Annotated in this window: 15 protein-coding genes; 6 read left to right on the top strand and 9 right to left on the bottom strand. The window is 73.4% G+C overall.

Annotated features, from left to right (window positions below; genetic code table 11):
• Window position 1: 1 nt before the first annotated feature.
• Window positions 2–400, bottom strand: a complete 399-nt coding sequence (locus ACZ42X_RS12670) for a VOC family protein (protein ID WP_361424727.1) — start codon at window positions 398–400, stop codon at window positions 2–4.
• Window positions 401–449: 49 nt separating this feature from the next.
• Between ACZ42X_RS12670 and ACZ42X_RS12675 the strand changes: the two genes are divergently transcribed.
• The gene (locus ACZ42X_RS12675; RefSeq protein ID WP_468287844.1) at window positions 450–1085 is read left to right on the top strand and encodes a nucleoside/nucleotide kinase family protein; all 636 of its coding nucleotides are present in this window, start codon (window positions 450–452) and stop codon (window positions 1083–1085) included.
• Window positions 1086–1184: 99 nt separating this feature from the next.
• Complete coding sequence (locus ACZ42X_RS12680) at window positions 1185–2309, top strand: M24 family metallopeptidase (RefSeq protein WP_468287847.1); 1125 nt, start codon at window positions 1185–1187, stop codon at window positions 2307–2309.
• Window positions 2310–2325: 16 nt separating this feature from the next.
• On the opposite strand, the gene treZ is transcribed toward ACZ42X_RS12680, so the two are convergent.
• Entirely contained in the window at window positions 2326–4080 is a 1755-nt protein-coding gene (gene treZ, locus ACZ42X_RS12685) for a malto-oligosyltrehalose trehalohydrolase (RefSeq protein WP_468287850.1), read from the bottom strand.
• 129 nt (window positions 4081–4209) lie between these two features.
• Complete coding sequence (locus ACZ42X_RS12690) at window positions 4210–5118, bottom strand: GNAT family N-acetyltransferase (protein ID WP_468287852.1); 909 nt, start codon at window positions 5116–5118, stop codon at window positions 4210–4212.
• Window positions 5119–5247: 129 nt separating this feature from the next.
• Here ACZ42X_RS12690 and ACZ42X_RS12695 point away from each other — a divergent pair, with 129 nt between their 5' ends.
• On the top strand, window positions 5248–5805 hold the full coding sequence (locus ACZ42X_RS12695; protein ID WP_468287855.1) for an FHA domain-containing protein: 558 nt from the start codon (window positions 5248–5250) through the stop codon (window positions 5803–5805).
• A 25-nt stretch (window positions 5806–5830) separates the two neighbouring features.
• Here the strand turns inward: ACZ42X_RS12695 and ACZ42X_RS12700 are convergent, their stop codons facing one another.
• The 3 genes from ACZ42X_RS12700 to treY all read right to left on the bottom strand — a co-directional run bounded on the left by ACZ42X_RS12700 (window position 5831) and on the right by treY (window position 11701).
• Window positions 5831–8677, bottom strand: a complete 2847-nt coding sequence (locus ACZ42X_RS12700; RefSeq protein ID WP_468287858.1) for a M48 family metallopeptidase — start codon at window positions 8675–8677, stop codon at window positions 5831–5833.
• Window positions 8678–8682: 5 nt separating this feature from the next.
• Window positions 8683–9234 (bottom strand): hypothetical protein, encoded by a 552-nt coding sequence (locus ACZ42X_RS12705; RefSeq protein WP_468287861.1) that lies wholly within the window; start codon window positions 9232–9234, stop codon window positions 8683–8685.
• Window positions 9235–9376: 142 nt separating this feature from the next.
• Window positions 9377–11701, bottom strand: a complete 2325-nt coding sequence (gene treY / locus ACZ42X_RS12710) for a malto-oligosyltrehalose synthase (RefSeq protein ID WP_468287863.1) — start codon at window positions 11699–11701, stop codon at window positions 9377–9379.
• A 90-nt stretch (window positions 11702–11791) separates the two neighbouring features.
• Between treY and ACZ42X_RS12715 the strand changes: the two genes are divergently transcribed.
• Complete coding sequence (locus ACZ42X_RS12715) at window positions 11792–13006, top strand: MFS transporter (protein ID WP_468288756.1); 1215 nt, start codon at window positions 11792–11794, stop codon at window positions 13004–13006.
• Here the strand turns inward: ACZ42X_RS12715 and glgX are convergent.
• Window positions 13003–15171: a glycogen debranching protein GlgX gene (glgX, locus tag ACZ42X_RS12720; protein ID WP_468287865.1), complete on the bottom strand. Its 2169-nt coding sequence runs from the start codon at window positions 15169–15171 to the stop codon at window positions 13003–13005. The two genes, ACZ42X_RS12715 and glgX, sit on opposite strands and share 4 nt — an antisense overlap.
• 414 nt (window positions 15172–15585) lie before the next feature.
• Here glgX and ACZ42X_RS12725 point away from each other — a divergent pair, with 414 nt between their 5' ends.
• Window positions 15586–16827: an SAV2148 family HEPN domain-containing protein gene (locus ACZ42X_RS12725; protein WP_468287868.1), complete on the top strand. Its 1242-nt coding sequence runs from the start codon at window positions 15586–15588 to the stop codon at window positions 16825–16827.
• A gap of 119 nt (window positions 16828–16946) precedes the next feature.
• Window positions 16947–17681, top strand: coding sequence for an exonuclease domain-containing protein (locus tag ACZ42X_RS12730; protein WP_468287871.1), 735 nt, complete (start codon window positions 16947–16949; stop codon window positions 17679–17681).
• 7 nt (window positions 17682–17688) lie between these two features.
• On the opposite strand, the gene ACZ42X_RS12735 is transcribed toward ACZ42X_RS12730, so the two are convergent.
• A complete protein-coding gene (locus ACZ42X_RS12735; RefSeq protein WP_468287874.1) occupies window positions 17689–18537 on the bottom strand; it encodes an alpha/beta fold hydrolase in 849 nt (282 codons plus the stop codon).
• A gap of 41 nt (window positions 18538–18578) precedes the next feature.
• The gene (locus ACZ42X_RS12740) at window positions 18579–19430 is read right to left on the bottom strand and encodes a phosphotransferase enzyme family protein (RefSeq protein WP_468287877.1); all 852 of its coding nucleotides are present in this window, start codon (window positions 19428–19430) and stop codon (window positions 18579–18581) included.
• Between the last annotated feature and the right edge of the window lie 76 nt (window positions 19431–19506).

Raw genomic sequence — 19506 nt, forward strand, 5'->3', positions numbered from 1 at the left:
GTCACGCGGGCTGCAGCAGGTCCCAGCGGTTGCCGTACAGGTCCTCGAAGACCGCCACCGTGCCGTACGGCTCGTGGCGCGGCTCCTCCAGGAAGCGCACGCCCGCCGCGCGCATCCGGGCGTGGTCGGCGGCGAAGTCCCCGGTGTGGAGGAAGAACCCGACGCGCCCGCCGGTCTGGGCGCCCACGCTCGCCTCCTGCTCCTCGCCCGCCGCCCGGGCGAGGAGCAGCCCCGTGCCCGCGCCGGCGCCGCGGGGGCGGACGACCACCCAGCGGCCGTCGTCCGGCCGGGGGCTGTCCTCGACGAGCTCGAAGCCGAGTGCGCCGGTGTAGAAGGCGAGGGCTTCGTCGTAGTCACGGACGACGAGGGTGACGAGGGCGATGTACGAGGTGGGGCTCATGGAGTCAGGTTATACGTATGATGGGCACCAGGTGGGGCACCTGGGAAGAATGCCGTCCATGGATGCGCAGCAGCTCGCCGAGCTCACCGCCCGTGCCCGCCGCCTCGCCGTGCCCGGGGCCCGCCGCGTCCTGGGCCTCGCCGGCGCACCCGGCGCGGGCAAGTCCACGCTCGCGGGCCGCCTGGTCGACCGCCTCGACGGGCTGGCCGTCCTCGTCCCGATGGACGGCTTCCACCTTGCCCAGGCGGAGCTGCGGCGCCTCGGTCGCGCCGACCGCAAGGGGGCCCCCGACACCTTCGACGCCGCCGGATACGTCGCCCTCCTCACACGGCTGCGCGCCGCCGAACCCGGCGTCACCGTCTACGCGCCCGCCTTCGACCGCGCCCTGGAGGAACCGGTCGCCGGCAGCATCCCCGTCGCCGCCGACGTCCCGCTCGTCATCACCGAGGGCAACTACCTGCTGTACGACGAGGGGGAGTGGGCCGCCGTGCGGGGACTCCTCGACGACGTCTGGTTCCTGGAGCTGGACGACCGCCGCCGCGTCCGCCGGCTCGTCGAACGCCACGTCCGCTTCGGCAAGGCGCGGCCGTACGCCGAGCGCTGGGTACGCGAGTCCGACGAGGCCAACGCCCGCCTGGTCGCCGCCGGCCGCGACCGCGCGGACCTCGTGGTGCCGGTGTCCTGAACGTTTCGCACGTGGTCGTCGGTCGCGAGCGTCTCGGTTGCGCGGCCGGCGAGCCGCCGCGGAGGATGGCCTGGCCGAGGACCAGGGAGGAAGCACCCCATGGACAGCACGCCCGCTCCGTTCACCGCCGACGACTACCGTGCCCGCATGGCCCGCGCCGCCGACGCCGCGGCGTCGGCCGGGCTCGCGGGGCTGCTCGTCGCGCCCGGCCCCGACCTGGTGTACTTCACCGGGTACCGCGTTCCCGCCGACACCGAGCGGCTCACGCTCCTCGTGCTCGTGCCCGGCGAGGAGCCGGTGCTCGTCGTACCGGCGCTGGAGGCGCCCGACGCGGCGGGGGCCGCGGGCGCCGCCGCGCTCACGCTGCGGGACTGGACCGACGCCGTGGACCCGTACGCCGTCGCCGCGCCGCTCCTCGACCCCAAGGGCCGCTTCGGCGTCAGCGACAACGCCTGGGCCATGCACCTCCTCGGGCTGCAGCGGCGGCTGCCCGACAGCGGGTACGCCGCGCTCACCGAGGCGCTGCCCATGCTGCGCGCCGTCAAGGACGCACGGGAGCTGGAGCGCATGGCGGCGGCCGGGGCCGCCGCCGACGCGGCGTACCGCGAGATCCTCAAGGTGCGCTTCTCCGGGCGCAAGGAGACCGACGTCGCCGCCGACCTCGCGGCGCTCCTGCGGAACTTCGGCCACTCCCAGGTGGACTTCACCGTCGTCGGCTCCGGCCCCAACGGCGCCAACCCGCACCATGAGGCGGGCGACCGCACCATCGAGGAGGGCGACATGGTCGTCCTCGACTTCGGCGGCCTGAAGCACGGGTACGGCTCCGACACCTCCCGCACCGTCCACGTCGGCGAGCCCACCCCCGAGGAGCGCCGCGTCCACGACGTCGTACGGGAGGCGCAGCAGGCCGGGTGCGAGGCGGTCCGGCCCGGGGTGGCGTGCCAGGAGGTGGACCGGGCCGCCCGCGCCGTGATCACCGAGGCGGGGTACGGCGAGCACTTCATCCACCGCACCGGCCACGGCATCGGCGTCACCACGCACGAACCGCCGTACATGATCGAGGGCGAGGAGCTGCCGCTCGTCCCCGGCATGTGCTTCTCCGTCGAGCCCGGGATCTACCTCCCGGGCCGCTTCGGCGTGCGGATCGAGGACATCGTCACGGTCACGGAGGGCGGTGCCCGCCGCTTCAACACCACCCCGCGCGAGCTCGCGATCGTGGAGTGACCGCGGGTGGACGCGCTCAGTGGTCGGTCGCGTCCGTGAGGACCACGCAGGACTCCGGGGGCAGGAGCACCGTCCCCTCGCCGTCCGGGTCCTCGACCGGCTCCCAGGCCGCCAGCACCCGCGCCGGCGCCCCCAGCGGCACCCGGGCGGGCTCCTTCGCGAAGTTGACGACCACGCGCAGGTCTCCGCGCCGGTACGCCAGCCAGCGCGCCGACGCGTCGTAGGAGACGCGGATCGCCGCCAGGTCCGGGTCGGTCAGATCGGGCTGGGCGGCCCGCAGCGCGATCAGCTCCCGGTGCCAGGCCAGCAGCCGCGCGTGCGGCTCCCGCTCCCGCTCCGCCCAGTCCAGGCAGGACCGGTCCCGCGTGGCCGGGTCCTGAGGATCCGGCACGTCCTCCTCGGCCCAGCCGTGCGCCGCGAACTCCCGCCGCCGCCCGTTGCGTACGGCCTCGGCCAGCTCCGGGTCCGTGTGGTCGGTGAAGAACTGCCAGGGTGTGCCCGCGCCCCACTCCTCGCCCATGAAGAGCATCGGCGTGAAGGGCCCGGTCAGCACCAGTGCCGCCGCGCACGCGAGCAGCCCGGGGGAGCAGGACGCCGAAAGCCGGTCGCCGGTGGCGCGGTTGCCGATCTGGTCGTGGGTCTGGGCGTAGCCGAGGAACCGGTGCGCGGGCGTCGTCTCCCGGTCGACCGGCCGGCCGTGTGTGCGGCCCCGGAAGGTGGAGTAGGTGCCGTCGTGGAAGAAGACGTGCTGGAGCGTCTTGGCGAGCGCGGCGAGCGGGGCGCGTGCGAAGTCGGCGTAGTAGCCCTGGGACTCGCCGGTGAGCGTGGTGTGCAGGGCGTGGTGGAAGTCGTCGTTCCACTGGGCGTGCAGCCCGAGGCCCCCCTCCTCGCGCGGCCTCGTCGTGCGCGGGTCGGCCTGGTCGGACTCGGCGATCAGGAACAGCTCACGGCCCTGCTCGGCGGCGAGTTCGTCCACCGCCGCCGACAGCTCCTCCAGGAACGGCAGCGCTCGCGTGTCGGCGAGCGCGTGCACCGCGTCGAGGCGGAGGCCGTCGATCCGGTAGTCGCGCAGCCAGGCGAGCGCGCTGCCCAGCAGGTACGCGCGGACCTCGTCCGACCCGGGCGCGTCCAGGTTCACGGCCGCACCCCACGGGGTGTGGTGGGTGTCGGTGAAGTACGGACCGAAGGCGGGGAGGTAGTTGCCGGACGGGCCCAGGTGGTTGTGGACCACGTCCAGCACCACGCCGAGGCCCAGGCCGTGGGCGGTGTCGACGAACCGCTTCAGCGCCTCCGGGCCGCCGTAGGGCTCGTGCACCGCCCACAGCGACACCCCTTCGTAGCCCCAGCCGTGCCGGCCGGGGAAGGGGCACAGCGGCATCAGCTCCACGTGCGTGATGCCCAGCTCGACGAGGTGGTCCAGCCGCGCGGCCGCCGCGTCGAACGTGCCCTCGCGCGTGTACGTGCCGATGTGCAGCTCGTACAGCACGGCGCCGCGCAGTCCGCGCGGGGGCGAGCCGTGCCGCCACTCGTACGCCGCGTGGTCCACGACCGCGCTCAGCCCGTCGGGCCCGTCGGGCTGGCGGCGCGAGCGCGGATCCGGCAGGACGGGCCCGCCGTCCAGCGCGAAGCCGTACCGCGCGCCCTCACCGGCCGCCGCCTCGGCCAGCCACCAGCCGTCCCGCCGCATGTCGCGCGCCATGGGGTGCCGGGCACCCTCCAACTGGAGCTCGACCCGTTCCTCCGCCTCCGGCGCCCACACCTCGAACAGCACTGGCGATCCCCTTGTCGTCGAATCCCCCGATGCCTCCATCCTGGCAAGATCGAGAACCGGAAGCACGACACTTGGCCGAACGCGCGAGCCGCGTCGCGAGGCGCGTCGCGAGTTCGCGTCGGCCGTCGGTCACACCAGGTGCACGCGCTCCTGCACGATGGGGTGGTTGGCCCGGGCGAAGTGCTTCGCCATGGGGAAGTTGCCCTGGTCGGTCGCCCCGGCGATGAACTGCGCGCCCCGCTCGGCCAGGAAGTGCGTGCACTCGACCAGCAGGTCGTACGCGTACCCGTGTCCGCGCTGCTCCGGTACGACGCCGATGAAGCCGACGATCGGACCGGCGGTGTTGCGCGCGGGTATCTGGAGGCCGACGACCTCGCCGTCCGGCGTGTACGCCACCTGCCACCACTCGCGCGGCGACGGCCACCAGCGGAAGAAGTCCAGCTCCTCCTGCGCGGCCGCGTCCGGGCCGCCCTTGGCGATGGCGTGGAGCGCGTGCGCGTCCAGCGTGACGGAGTGGACCCGGCGCAGGATCTCGAAGATCACCTCGTCGTCCGGCTCCGGCCGGAACTCCAGCCGGCCGGGCCGCTCCGGGAGCCCGCACTCCGGCGTCCAGTGGTACCGGAACCGCTCGACGAGGAGCCGCATCCCCGCCGCCTGGGCGGCCGCTATGCGTGCCTCACCCGCCGCCCGCACGTCGGGCTGCTCGCGCCACCCGGCCGGCAGGATCAGTTCGTACTCGGTCCGGTGTGCGGCGCGGCGCAGCAGTTCGGCGCCGGCCTCGTCCTCGCCGTCGGCGAAGTCGAACCAGTTGAGCAGTATGGGCTCGGTGTCGTCCGGCCCGCCCCACCAGGCGGCGCGGGCGACCACCTCGCCGTCCCGCTCGGCGACCCAGGTCCACTCCGGGCGGTAGTCGCCGCCCTCCGCCACCGTGCGGTAGTCGACACCGGTGATGACCCGGCCCACCAGCCCGGGGTCCCGCAGCGTGTGGAACAGCTGCGCCTCGTCCTCGTCGAGAGCGCGTACGGTCAGATCGCTCATGTGCTCTTCTTCCCCCTGGAGTTCCCCGCGGTCCCCTCGCAGGGAGCACGTATCAAGACCGTACCAAGGGCCTCTGACAACGGGGTTCTGTCTGGACACCCAGGCCCGACCGGGCCGACAATCACACATGTGACGTCGCATTCCGAGTTCCACACGTATTCCGCCCGGCTGTCGGACGCCGAACGGGACCATGTGCTCGGGATGCTCCGCGAGGGCGCCGCTCAGGGCAAGCTGTCGCACGACACCTTCCTGCACCGCATGGAGCTCGCCCTCGTCGCCCAGCGCCCCGACCAGCTGGCCGCGCTCACCGCCGACCTGCGCACCGAAGGCCGCTGGGCGAAGCGGGTGTTCGGCGTCGTCGAGCGGATGTCCGCCTTCACCGTACGGCTGGGGCGGGCGTGGCAGGCCGAGCGGCTGCCGAAGCTGCTGCTCCCCGAACCCGGCCCGTACCCCCTGCGCATCGGCCGCGACCCCGCCAACGGCCTGCGGCTCAGCCACGAGACGGTCTCCCGCATGCACGCGGAACTGTCCCTGCGGGGCGACCACTGGCTGCTGCGCGACCTCGGCTCCACCAACGGCACCACCGTCAACGGCCGTCGCGTCACCGGCACGGTCGTCGTACGGGCCGGCGACCTGGTGGCGTTCGGACAGATGAGCTTCCGCCTCACCGCGCGCTCCACCCGCTGACGCGCGGTCCTCCGCCCCCGCCGGGTCAGGGCCGTCCTGTCCTGGTCGCGGTCACCCATGCGGTGACCGAGGCGCCCGCGCCCGTCGCCTGCGGCAACCTCTCCAAACCGGCGGCGATGAGGGCGTTGTTCTTCTGCGCGAGGCCGGTCAAGCAGTCCTCACCGGCTCGGGCCGCCGTGGTCGTGAAGGTTTTCCAGCTCGGCTGTACGTGAGGGGCGGGCACGGGGAAGTAGGACTCGGCGTCCTCGGCGATCGCCCCGAACTCGGCGCAGATCGCCGGAAGCCTGGACTCGATCAACGCTTGGGCGTCCGAGGGCCGCTGCTGTCCTTCTTGCCCGAGAGCACGCAGCTTCGCGAGGTTGTCGTTGTAGCGGACGATAAGTTCCCGGCCGCCCAAGCCGTACCAGGCTTCGGCGAAAATCGACGCCGTCTGCGCTGCGAACCGCGGATGTGCGGCGGTCCTCGCGCGTGACGCAGTGGCGCCGTGGCGAGAGGGCTCCGGGAAGGACAGGACCGCGGCGGACATCCCGAGGGCTCCCGCGCACAGCACCCCTACGGCCAGGCGGCGCGGGAGCGGCCGCCGCGGCTCCCGCCCGGCCTGGGTGGAGGCCCGCGCGGGGAGGGGCGACCGCGGGAACCCCCGTCGGGCGGCGGAGACGACCGCGGCCGAGGCGATGCCTCCGAGGGTGACGAGAATCAGGACGATACCCAGGAGGTACTGGAACGCCTGCCAGGCCGCCACCGGCCTCCAGTCGCAGGCGGACGCGAAGATGCTGATGCTCGCGACGCAACCGTCCGACGCGGTCAGCACCCACACGCCGCCGTAGCCCACCAGCGCGGCGGCATGGGCCGCGACGAGCGCGGCGATCAGCCGGTAGCGGACGGCGAGCAGACTGGCGGCGAGCGCCGCGACCGCGGCTCCCGCCAGAAGGGCGGCGCTCACCCCGTACTGGTACAGGAGGGCACCGGCGACGCCCCGGAGCCGGACCGATGGCTGCCAGGCGTGCATGTGGGCCTTCACCCCCACGACGCCCACCCAGCACACGACGCCGCCGAGCAGTCCGGCGGACAAGACCCGACGCAGCGGCGGCAGAGACCCGTCGGGGACCGCCGGCCCATCGGTGACCGGCGCGGCGTCGCGCCCGCCGGCCGGGGACAGCTTACGAACCGTCCAGGCCAGTAGGGGCAGCAACCACAACACGGCGACCGCCGGCAGCGCGAGCGGGACGGCGACCGTCGTGCTCAACAGCGCTTGCGTACGTTGGGCCGTGGTGAGGATCGCGGTGTGCTCCCCGGTGGGGTCGAGCACGAGTGCGCCGGAGCCCTGCCCCAGGACGTTCGTCAGGAGCCCGGGCATGTTGGCCAGGATCACACCGGAGTCCTGCCACCACCAGAACCACGCGCACAGTGCCAGGCACCCTCCCGCCAGGGTCGGCAGCATCGGCGTGCGGATCGTTCGACCGCGCCAGGCAGTGGCCCACAGGGAGGCACACTGGGTCACCCACCAGGTGAACGTCAGTGCCGCGAGCGCCGACAGCAGCAGCACCACGGGATTGCCGGGCAACCAGCGGAAGATCGCGACCCGGTTGCCGAAGAGTTCCCCGACCATCATCCCCATGCCGAGCCACAGGCCCGCCCACGCCCCGGACAGCCTGCGGCGCCCGTGCAGCAGCCGGTGTACCGCCGAACGCCACAGGACCGTGCCCACGACCCCGGTGACCAGCACGGCGGGCGGAAGCGCCATCACCACGTTCCACTCCCACCGCCCCACACGGGCGATGTCCCCGACGAAGAACCACAGCTGACCGTTGACCGTGACGACGGCGGCTCCCGTCAGGAACATCAGCAGCGCGGGCACCTCGAACAGCGGTGTGGAGTCGGCCAGGGCCTCCCGCCGGAAGTCCCACCGCGGGTGCGTGCGCCAGAGCTCCGTGAACGACCGCAGCGCGCGAGGCAGCACCCGCGCGGGCGGAGCCGGCTCGACGAAGCCCCAGATACGCGGGTCCGCACCCCAGCGGGCAGCGGTGAGGTCGGCATGGAGCTCCCGGCTGCGCAGCACGTCCGACCTCGCGAGGTAGACGACCACCGTCATGAACAGGGGCAGGACGAGGGCACGCCACGCGGGAAGCGCGACCTCGTAGGCCGGCCTCTCGACGGCGTACGAGTGGGAGACGAGGATGCCGAAGCCCACCGCGTAGGGAACGAGTACGGCGCCGAGGAACGTCCTCCACAGCGCGACCGTGGCCCAGGTGAGAGTGACGTCGCGATTGCGGATGTGGGCCAGCTCGTGCAGCAGCACCGCCTCGAACTCTTCGGGAGCCGACGCCCGGCGGGCGAGGAGACCACCGTGCAGGCACACGGTAGGCCGGCCGGTGCGGCCGAACACCGCGGCTCCGGTCGACGCGGCGGACGGATCCACGACGACCCGCGGCACCCGCTTCAACCCGGCGATCCGCGACAACTCGCCCAGGTGCCGCAGGATCCGGCCGTCGTGATCCACCGCTTCCAGGGGGACGACCCGGTTCCCGCGCGCCTTCCACAGCGGAAGGGCGAAGAAGAGCCCGCAGGCCAAGGCCAGCAGAACACCGGGCACGGCCGGCCCGATCCACCAGGGCAGCATCCCGTGCTCGTCGACGCACGCCCGGTAGGCCTCGCTGCGAAGAACGTCGTCACCGGGCAGTTCGCCAGGGGCGACACCAGCCGCGTGCAGGCAACCGCTGCCCTTGTCGAGTCCGGCGGCGGTGAACGCCACGGGCACCAGGGAGACGCAGCTCGCGAGCATCAGGACGACCAGCAGGACGAAACGCATCGTCGTACCGGCCGGGAGACCCGACTCGTCCGGCCCCGCCCGGAGAGTTCCTTCGGCGGCCACCGCTCTCAGCGTTCGCCCGAGGCGTCGCCGTCGGCCGGATCGTCCCGTCTCTCCGGAGCCGGGTCCGCCGACGTGAGCGCCAGCCTGGCCACCACCGCGTCGGCGACCGCCTCGGCGCACTCCGCGGTCAGACCGCGGCGCGTCGCGGTCTCCAGCACGCGCGTACGCACCTCGATGAGCTGAGCGGTGGTCAGCGGAGGCACCACCAGCGGCTCTTCAGACCTGCGTAACGCCTTGCGCAGCACCTTCCGGGCACCCCTGAGGGATCCGTCCACCGCGGACTCCGCGAACTTCCTCGCGGTCTGGTCGAGCACGAGCCACACCACCGGGGTCACCAGCGCCGCCACCTCGCCCAGACCGAACCCGAGAGGCTCCCGCCGCCCTCCGCCGCCGTCCAGCCGCCGTACCGCCGTCGCGTCGTCGAACAGGGCCAAGCCGTCCACCAGGACCAGCTCGGCCGGCGCGACCACCGCCACCACGTCGCGGACCACCGACCGCACCCTGACCTGTCCGGCTCCGTTCGTGCCGTCGGCGGACGAACCCGCTTCCATGACCATGACGCCCCCGCGAATCGGTCGTACACCGTGTGGCCGTGACAAGGCAGGAGAGTAGTGGCTCGACCGCCCGCCGAACCCACGGTCCGATGAACTCGTACCCATGGCGCGGAGCGGACCAACGGCGTCCCGTCACGCGCCGCGCTCAGTCCGCCGACGCACGCTCCCTGGTCAGCAGCGCCACCGGCCGGGCGGCGAACAGCTCCGCCAGGGGCACCACTCCGCCGAACTCCCGCCCGTCCAGCGCGTCGTACCAGACCCCGTCCGGCAGCCTCAGCGCCGTGTCGCCCCAGCCGCCCGCCTCCGTCAGCCGCAGCGCCAGCCGGGTCACCGCCGTGACCGCCTCCCCGGAGCGGCAGAAGGCCACACAGTGCTCCGCCGCCGGCCCCGCCGCGATCAGCGGCTCGTACGTCCCCGACGTACCGAAGGCGTCCGGACGGCGCCGCCGCAGCAGGAGCGCCGCACGCGTGAGCGCCGTCTTCTCGTCGGGCGGGCCCTCCCGGAACGGGTCCCGGTTGTCCGGGTCGACCAGCGCCCGGTACTCCCGCTCGGTGCCCTGGTACACGTCCGGCACCCCCGGCATGGTCAGGTGCAGCAGCGCCGCGCCCAGCACGTTGGCCCGTACGTACGGCTCCAGTTCACGCGCCAGCTCCCCGGCCAGGTACTGCGGCGCACCCGCCGGACCCGCCGCCGTGAAGTCGGCCACGGCCCGCTCGTACGCCGGGTCGGACTCCGTCCAGCTGGTGTGCAGCCCCGCCTCCCGTACGGACTTCAGCAGGGCCTGCTCCAGCCGCTCCGGCGCGGCCCGTCCGAGCCCGAACGCCGTCTGCCACGCCACCCACGCGAGCTGCCCGTCCGGCGCCGGTGCCGCCGTCCGCCCGGCCACGTCGTCCAGCAGCTTCTCCCACCGCTGCGGGCACTGGGACAGGACCGCGATCCGCGCCCGTACGTCCGCGCTGCGCTTGGTGTCGTGCGTGGACAGCGCGGTGCCGGTGGCCGGCCAGTCGCGGGCCAGCCGTGCGCAGTACGCGTGGAACTCCTCCGGGCTCACGGCGGGCCGGCCGGGCTCCCCGCCCACCTCGTTCGCCGACACCAGGGGTGTGTACCGGTAGAAGGCCGTGTCCTCGACGGACTTCGCCCGCAGCGCCGACGACGTCTGCGCGAAGCGCACCAGGAACGCCCGCTGGTCCGGACCGTCCCCCAGCCGGCCGAGCGCCAGTTCCCGTACGACGTCGACCGCGTCCGCCTCCTCCGGCACCGTGAAGGTGGCCTTCGCCTCACGGGCCGCGTCGGCGGTGAGGACGTCCTCCGCACCGGGCCCGTAGGGCCGGTAGACCGGCACCCGGATCAGCAGTTCCCGGACGGCGGCCCGCAGCGCCCAGGGCGCGTGGTCGCGCAGAGCCGGGTCGGCGGCGCAGACGCGGGCGGCCGTCCGGGTCAGGAAGGCCACCTCCGAGGCGAGTGCGTGCGTCACCACCTTGTACGCCGCGCGGCGCGCCGTCGCCTCCCAGTGGCCGCCCCGGTCTCCGGCCGGGTGCGCGGAGCGCCGGTACAGCTCGGCCAGTTCCTCCGCGCCCGCCTCGTCGACGAAGAGGCCGTCGACGCGGTACAGCGCGTCATAGCCGGTGGTGCCCGCGACCGGCCACCGCGCGGGCAGCCGCTCCTCCCCGGTGAGGATCTTCTCCACCACCGTCCAGCAGGCCCCGCCCGTCGCCTCCCGAAGCCCGCTCAGGTACGTGCGCGGATCCGCCAGCCCGTCCGGGTGGTCGATCCGCAGCCCTTCGATCACCCCGTCCCGCACCAGTTCCACGATCTTGGCGTGGGTCGCGGCGAACACCTCCGGATCCTCGACCCGCACGCCGATGAGGTCCGAGATGGTGAAGAACCGCCGGTAGTTCAGCTCCGTACGGGCCAGCCGCCACCAGCCGAGCCGGTACCACTGGGCGTCCAGCAGCTCCGGAAGCGCCAGCCCCTCCGTACCGGCGCGCAGCGGGAACTCCTGGTCGTAGTAGTGCAGCGTCCCGCCGGCGACCCGCAGGCGGCCCAGCTCGTCGCCGATCCGCCCGCCCAGCACCGGCAGCAGCACCTTGCCGCCGCCCGCCGCCCAGTCGATGTCGAACCAGCGGGCGTACGGGGAGTCCGGGCCCTCCCGCAGGACCTCCCACAGGGCCCGGTTGTGGCGGGGCGCGGCGGCCATGTGGTTGGGCACCAGGTCCACCACCAGGCCCATCCCGTGCGCGCGTGCGGTCCGGGCGAGGGCACGCAGCCCGTCCTCGCCGCCCAGCTCCTCACGCACCCGGCTGTGGTCGGTGACGTCGTAGCCGTGCGTCGACCCGGGGACGGCCTCCAGGACCGGCGACAGGTGCAGGTGCGACACCCCCAGGGAGGCGAGGTACGGCACCGCTTCCGCGGCGGCGGAGAAGGGGAACTCCGGCTGGATCTGGAGCCGATAGGTCGAGTTGGGCGTCATGCGAACGTACGTACCCGGTTGGGGGGCTTCTGGTGCATCACCCCATGCGATTTACGTCCGACGCTACGTTACGTTCGCGTGATGTTCCGGATGTATCGCGACGTCATCGCCCTCATAGGGCCCGTGCTCCCGGTGGTGTCCTTCCTCGGACGGCTGCCCACCGCCATGTGCCAGCTCGGCAGCCTCCTGCTGGTCGCCGAGACGAGCGGCTCCCTGACCACCGCCGGGCTCGCGGGCGGGGCGCTGGCCGCCGGACAGACGGTCGCCGGGCCCCTGCTGGGCCGCGCCGCCGACCGGCACGGCCAGCGGGGCGTGGTGCTCGTCGCCTCCCTCGCCAACGCCGCGGCCGTCGCCGCGCTGGTGGCCGCCGCCCTGGCGCAGGCCGCGACGGGCTGGCTGGTGGTGCTCGGGGCGCTCGCCGGGGCGACCGTGCCGCAGGTGGGGCCGCTGGCCAGGACCCGCTCGGTGGCGCTGGCCCGGCGGGCCGGGGCCGACGACCGGACGGTGGGCGCGGTGCTGTCCTTCGAGGGCACGGTGGACGAGGTGTCGTTCGTGCTGGGACCCGCCCTGGTGGGCATCGCCGCCGCCCTCGCGCACCCGGCGGCCGCGCTGCTCGTCGCCTCGGGGCTGCTCGCGGTGTGCGGCACCGCCTTCGCGCTGCACCCGACGGCGACGAAGGTCGGGCCCGCCACCGCCCGCGCGGGCCGGGACCGTACGAAGCTGCCGGGCGCCACGCACGCGCTGCGCGTGACGATGGTCCTCCAGGGCGCCATGTTCGGCGCCTCCCAGGCGGGCATCACGGCCCTCACCGAGAGGCTCGGGCAGCCCGCCCAGGCGGGGCTCGTCTACGCCGCCATGGGCGTCATGAGCGCGGCGGCCGGCCTCGCGATGGCCGCCGTCCCCTCCCGCATCGGCCTGACCGTACGCTGGCGGGCGGCCACCGTCGCCCTGGTGGCACTCTCCGTCCCGCTGCTCTTCGTGGACGCGCTCTGGTCGCTGTACGCCGCGGTGGTCGTCCTCGGCGTCGCGTACGCCCCGCACCTGATCACCGTCTTCGGCCTCACGGAGCGGATCGTCCCGCCCGGCCGCCTCGCCGAGTGCATGGCCTTCCTGACGAGCGGTATCGTCGGCGGCCAGGCGCTGGCGCTGGCCCTGTCCGGACGCCTCGCGGACACCTACGGCCCGGCCGCCGCCTTCGCGGTGGCGGCGGCCGGGGCGGTGGCCTGTGCGGTCCTGTCCTGGACGGTCCGCACCCGGCCCCGTACCTCCGCTGCCGCCGCCCCCGTCGTCACGGGAACCGTCTAAGCCGGCCGGCGCAGGACCGTCAGGCTGCGGCCGATCAGTGTGAGCCGGTCGCCCGCGGCCAGCTTGGCGCCCTGGCCCGGTTCGATGCCCTCCGGGACGGCGGTGTCGACGATCACCTGCCACTGGCGCCCGTGGTTCACCGGAACGGCGAACTCCAGCTCCTCGGCGCTCGCGTTGAACATCAGCAGGAAGGAGTCGTCCGCGATCCGCTCCCCGCGCGGGCCCGGCTCGGAGATGGCGCTGCCGTTCAGGAACACCGACAGGGCCTTCGCGTGCGCCGCCTGCCAGTCGCGCACCCCCATCTCCTCACCCTCGGGGGTGAACCAGGCGATGTCCGACAGCTCGTCGTGCGTGCCCTCCACCGGCCGCCCGTGGAAGAACCGGCGGCGCCGGAAGACCGGGTGGTCGCGCCGTAGCCACACCATCGAACGGGTGAACTCCAGCAGCGACCTGGCCTCCTCCGCGTCCAGCCGGGGTCCCTCCCCGGACCCGGTTTCGGCCCCCGGTTCCGGCCCCGGCTCGGGCCAGTGCACCCAGGCGATCTCGTTGTCCTGGCAGTAGGCGTTGTTGTTGCCGCCCTGCGTACGCCCGAACTCGTCGCCGTGGCTCAGCATCGGCACACCCTGGGACAGCATCAGGGTGGCGATGAAGTTGCGCATCTGGCGCATGCGCAGCTCGCGCACGCCCTCGTCGTCGGTACCGCCCTCCACACCGCAGTTCCACGAGCGGTTGTAGCTCTCGCCGTCGCGGTTGCCCTCGCCGTTCGCCTCGTTGTGCTTGTCGTTGTACGAGACGAGGTCGCGCAGCGTGAAGCCGTCGTGGCAGGTCACGAAGTTGACCGAGGCCAGCGGGCGCCGGCCGTCGTCCTGGTAGAGGTCCGAGGAGCCGGTCAGCCGCGAGGCGAACTCCGCGAGCGTGCGCGGCTCGCCCCGCCACAGGTCCCGTACGGTGTCCCGGTACTTGCCGTTCCACTCGGTCCACAGGGGCGGGAAGTTGCCCACCTGGTAGCCGCCCTCGCCGACGTCCCACGGCTCGGCGATCAGTTTCACCTGGCTGACCACGGGGTCCTGCTGTACCAGGTCGAAGAACGACGACAGCCGGTCCACCTCGTGGAACTGCCGCGCCAGCGTCGCCGCCAGGTCGAAGCGGAACCCGTCGACGTGCATCTCCGTCACCCAGTACCGCAGCGAGTCCATGATCAGCTGCAGTACGTGCGGCGAGCGCATCAGCAGCGAGTTCCCGGTGCCCGTGGTGTCCATGTAGTACCGGGGATTGTCGGCGAGGCGGTAGTACGAGGCGTTGTCCAGGCCCCGGAAGGAGAGCGTCGGGCCCAGGTGGTTGCCCTCGGCCGTGTGGTTGTACACCACGTCCAGGATGACCTCGATGCCCGCCTGGTGCAGCGCGCGCACCGCCGACTTGAACTCCAGCACCTGCTGGCCCCGGTCGCCCCAGGAGGCGTAGGCGTTGTGCGGCGCGAAGAAGCCGATGGTGTTGTAGCCCCAGTAGTTCGCGAGCCCGGAATCCACCAGCCGGTGGTCGTTGACGAACTGGTGGACCGGCATCAATTCGAGCGCCGTCACCCCCAGTTCGGTCAGGTGCTCGATCACGGCGGGGTGCGCGAGCCCCGCGTACGTACCGCGCAGCTCCTCCGGAAGGGCCGGATGGAGCATCGTCAGGCCCTTCACATGGGCCTCGTAGATCACCGTGCGGTGGTAGTCGGTACGCGGCGGGCGGTCGTCGCCCCAGTCGAAGTACGGGTTGACCACCACCGACGCCATCATGTGCGGCGCCGAGTCGAGGTCGTTGCGGGAGTCCGGCCTGCCGAAGTGGTAGCCGTACACCGCCTCACCCCAGTCGATGGCGCCGGCGACCGCCCGCGCGTACGGGTCGAGGAGCAGTTTCGCGGAGTTGCAGCGCTGCCCGCGCTCCGGCGCGTACGGTCCGTGGACCCGGAACCCGTACCGCTGGCCCGGCATCACGCCGGGCAGGTACGCGTGCCGTACGAACGCGTCGGTTTCGCGCAGCTCCACCGCGGTTTCTGAGCCGTCGTCGTGCAGTAGGCACAGCTCGACTCGGTCGGCGGCCTCGGAGAAGACCGCGAAGTTGGTTCCGGCGCCGTCGTACGTGGCGCCGAGGGGATACGCCTGTCCCGGCCAGACCTGCATAGATAAGACTCTTCCACTTCTGATCCGGGTTCTGGGGATGGTTCGAGCCAGATCCTCCACGAAAGTGGAGCGAGCGCATAGGACTGCGGTGGCCGTGTCCGGTGGGCCCGTGGCCGGTGTGGCGGGAGGTGCGCGGTTGCCCGGGTCAACCTCGCGTTCCGGCGTGTCGCCCGGAGCGCTGAGCGGAGCGCGGCCGGTGTGCGGGGGCCGCCCGGGCGGCCGGGCGGCGGCCGGGCATGGACGCGACCATTATGAATCCGCTCACTCCGTCCGGGCGGCGGCCCCGGAACGGCCGGTTCCGAAGCGGACGTTGGGAAAAGAGCCTGTGCATCCGGCTGCACCGGCTCCCGCTCCCGGAGTACCCTTCCTTGATCGTTGGAGACGGGTGTCCGGAGAGCTGAAGGCGGTGCGCGGGTGAGCTCGGGAGGGTTGGAGCTGCCCCCAGGTGACGCAGGTCATGAGGGGGACTCCACTGACCCCGCTGATGTCCCGCCCGGCGCGGTCTCACTCGCCCGGCCGATGGAGATCGGTGCGGAGCTGGACTGGGGTGCGGAGGCCTGGAACGAGGTGCGCACCCGCGCCCAGCGGGCGGGACGCGCGTACATCTGGCTGAATCTCGTCGAACAGCGGCTGCGCGCGGTGGTGGCCGCCGTGCTGCGGCCCATCTACGAGCCGGTCCACGGCGAGGACTGGGTGGTGGCCGCGGCCGGGCCCGCCGGGCAGGAGTGGGTGCAGCGCGCCGTCGCCGTGCGCGAGGTCTCCCGCCGCAAGGGCTACCTCCTGGACCCCGCCGACGACAACGTCCTCAGCTTCCTCACGCTGCCGCAGCTGCGGGAGCTGATGGTCCAGCACTGGCCCTGCTTCGAGCCGTACTTCGACGACCGCCGCGAGGTGGAGCTCGCCCTCGACGAGCTGGAGGTCACGCGCAACGTGGTCTCCCGTAACCGGGCGCTGTCGCGCACCGTGCTCGACCAGTCCGAGCGGGCGTCCGCCCGGCTGCTGGAGATCCTGGGCGGCAGTGCGGGCGTGCCGTCCGCGCACCGGCTGCCCGTCGACGCGGTGGAGGACCTCGTCGGCGACCGGTACGCGGACGTGGTCTCGGTCCACCCGGACCGGGTGCGGCTCCAGCGGCAGCTGCCGGCCGAGGACCTCTTCGGCGGGGCGCGGCGCCTCGACGCCATCGGCATAGGCCTCAACCTGCTGGTGCAGAACTTCTCCGGGCGGCGGCTGGTGCGGCTCGCCGAGTCGGGCTGCCGGATACGGCTGCTCTTCCTCAACCCGGCCAGCAGCGCCGTCAAACGGCGCGAAAGGGAATTGGGGATCAAAAAGGGCGAATTGAGCCGCTCGGTGGAGATGAACATCCTCCACATGCGGCGCGTCCGGTCCCGGCTGCGCGACCCCGGCGCCTTCGAGATCCAGGTCTTCGACGAGACGCCCCGCTTCACCGCGTACCTGGTCGACGGGGACGGCCCGGACGGCGTCGGCGTCGTCCAGACGTACCTGCGCCGGGCCCGGGGCATGGAGGCGCCGGTCCTGGTGCTGCGCGGCGGCCGGCGACCGGTCGTCACCTCGGGAACCGAGCCGGACCACGGGCTGTTCGAGACCTACCGCGAGGAGTTCGAGTCGGTGTGGGCCGACTCGCGCCCGGTCTCCTGACCTGCGGTCCCCGTTCTTTCGGGCCGATTGTCAGTGGTGCGTGCGAAGGTGAAGACCAAGACGCGACGGGGGGAGTGCACCGCACGGGGGCGCACCACCGCACCACAAGGAGGTTCAGCATGGGCTGGCACGGGGAGACGCTGGTCGGCTTCGACCTGGAGACGACGGGCACGGAGCCGCTCGAAGCGCGCATCGTGACGGCCGCGATCGTGGAGGTACGGGGCGGGGAGACGGTGGTGCGCCGCGAGTGGCTGGCCGACCCGGGCATCCTCATCCCCGCCCAGGCCTCGGCGATCCACGGCATCAGCAGCGAGCGCGCCGCGGCCGAGGGCCGCCCCGCCCGCGAGGTGGCCGACGAGCTCGCCGACACCCTCGTCGGCTACTGGTCGCGCGGCGTGCCGGTCGTGGCGTACAACGCCGCCTTCGACCTGACGCTCCTCACGGCCGAGTTGCGGCGGCACGGGCTGCCGGGCCTGGCCGAACGGCTGGGCGGCGCCCCGATCGGTCCGGTGGTCGACCCGTACACCATCGACCGCGCCGTCGACCGCTACCGCCGCGGCAAGCGGAACCTGGAGGCGGTCTGCGGGGAGTACGGGGTCGCGCTGGACGGCGCCCACGAGGCGGCCGCAGACGCGCTGGCGGCCGTGCTGGTGGCCTGCGCGATAGCGGAGCGGCACGCCCCGGTCGGGGCGCTGACGGCGGCTGAGCTGCACGAGCGGCAGATCCGCTGGTACGCGGAGTGGGCCGCCGACTTCCAGAGCTTCCTGCGCCGCAAGGGCACACCGGACGCCGTCATAGACCCGGCGTGGCCGCTGCGCGACCTGGCGCCGGCGGCCGCGCCCACTGCGGGCTGAGCGCGCGTCAGCGCTCCGGGGAGCCGTGCTCGGCCAGGAAGTCGAGCAGCAGCGCGTTGACCCGCTCCGGGGCGTCCAACGGGAGCCAGTGACCGGCGCCCTCGACCCGCTCGTACCGCCAGGAGCCGGCCACGTACTTCTCCGTGCCGGTCATCGACCGCTCGGTCAGGAACCGGTCGCCCGTGCTCCACAGGCCCAGGACCGGGCCGGGGAGCGGCGGCAGCGGCAGCGGCGGGCCGAACGCCACCTCGGGAGGCAGGCCCTTGCGGTACAGCGCCAGTGCGGCCGTCAGCGCACCCGGCGCGCGCAGTGCGTCGACCCGCTCGTCCCGGTCCGGGTGCTCGGTGAGCATCTCGCGGAGGTTCGCGAAGTCGTCGCGGGACAGCCATTCCTCGGCGAGCCCCTCCATCCGGAACAGCAGCATGTACCAGGACCTCGCCCGCTGCTCCCAGCCGGCCGACAACAGCCCGCCCAGGTGCCCCACCGACAGCAGGGAGAGACTCGCCACCCGGTCTGGGGCCGCCCCGGCCAGCCCCTGCACGATGCCGGAGCCCCAGTCGTGCCCGACGAGGTGGGCGCGCTCGACCTCCAGCCGGTCGAGCAGCCCCAGCAGATCGGCCACGAAGCGGCCGGGGGCGTACGCCTCGATGCCCTCCGGGCGGTCGGAGCCGCCGAAGCCGCGCAGGTCGGGGGCGATGGTGCGGTAGCCGGCGGCGGTCAGCGCGGCCACCTGGTGGCGCCAGAGGTCATGGCTGTCCGGGAAGCCGTGCACGAGGAGGACGGGGGCGCGGCCGTCCGCCGTCGCCACCCCGCTGTCCTGCACCTCCAGCGCCACTTCGCCGAGTTCCACCCGCATCGCAAGCCTCCGGTCGGGGAAGGGAGTTGATCACCATCATGTCAGAACGGGTACCAGCGCACCCCGGGGTCGCCCTCCCGCAGCGACGCCACCCGGCGGCGGAACTCCGCGAGCGCCTTCGGGTTGGTGGGGGCGTGCTGGGCGACCCAGGCGCAGCTCGCCGTCTCCCGCGCGCCGCGCAGCACGGCACACCCCTCCCACTCGCGTACGTCCCAGCCGTACGCCGCGGTGAAGGCGTCGTACGCCGCCGGGTCGAGCCCGTACCGGTCCCGGGAGAGGGCGAGCACCACCAGATCGTGCTCCCGCAGGTCCGACGAGAAGGTCTCCAGGTCGACCAGGACCGGGCCGTCCGGGCCGACGTGGACGTTGCGGGTGAGCGCGTCACCGTGGACGGGGCCCGGCGCCAGGCGCGGGGTCAGCGCGGCCGCCGCCGACGCGAATCCGTCGCGCCGCTCCCGCAGGTACTCCGCGTCCGCCGGGTCGATCGCGTCACCCGCCAGGCGCAGCCAGCGCTCGACCCCGCCGAGCAGGTCACGGCGCGGCAGCCCGAACGCCGGTCCGGGCAGCGCGTGGACGCGGCGCAGCAGCGGTGCGAGGTCCCTGGGTTCGGCCGGGCGCACGGCGTCCGGCAGCCGGTGCCAGACGGTCACCGGGTGGCCTTCCACCAGCCGGGGCTTCGGCTCGGCGGCCCGTACGGCAGGGACACCGGACTGCTCCAGCCAGGAGGCGACGGCCACCTCCCGCGCGGCCCGCTCCAGCAACTCGGCCCCGCGGCCCACCTTGACCACCAGGTCACCCGCGGCGAAGACCGCGTTCTCACCCAGCGCCAGCAGTGCCGCCCCGGGCTCCACTCCGGCGGCGTCCAGGACCTCGCGCGCCCGCGCCTCGTCCATGGCGTCCCTCCTGTACCCGGCTGTACACGGCCGTACCCGTCGGTGCCGTTGTCATCCGTTCCGCATCCGTTCCGAA

Source organism: Streptomyces sp. NPDC030862, from assembly GCF_055571835.1.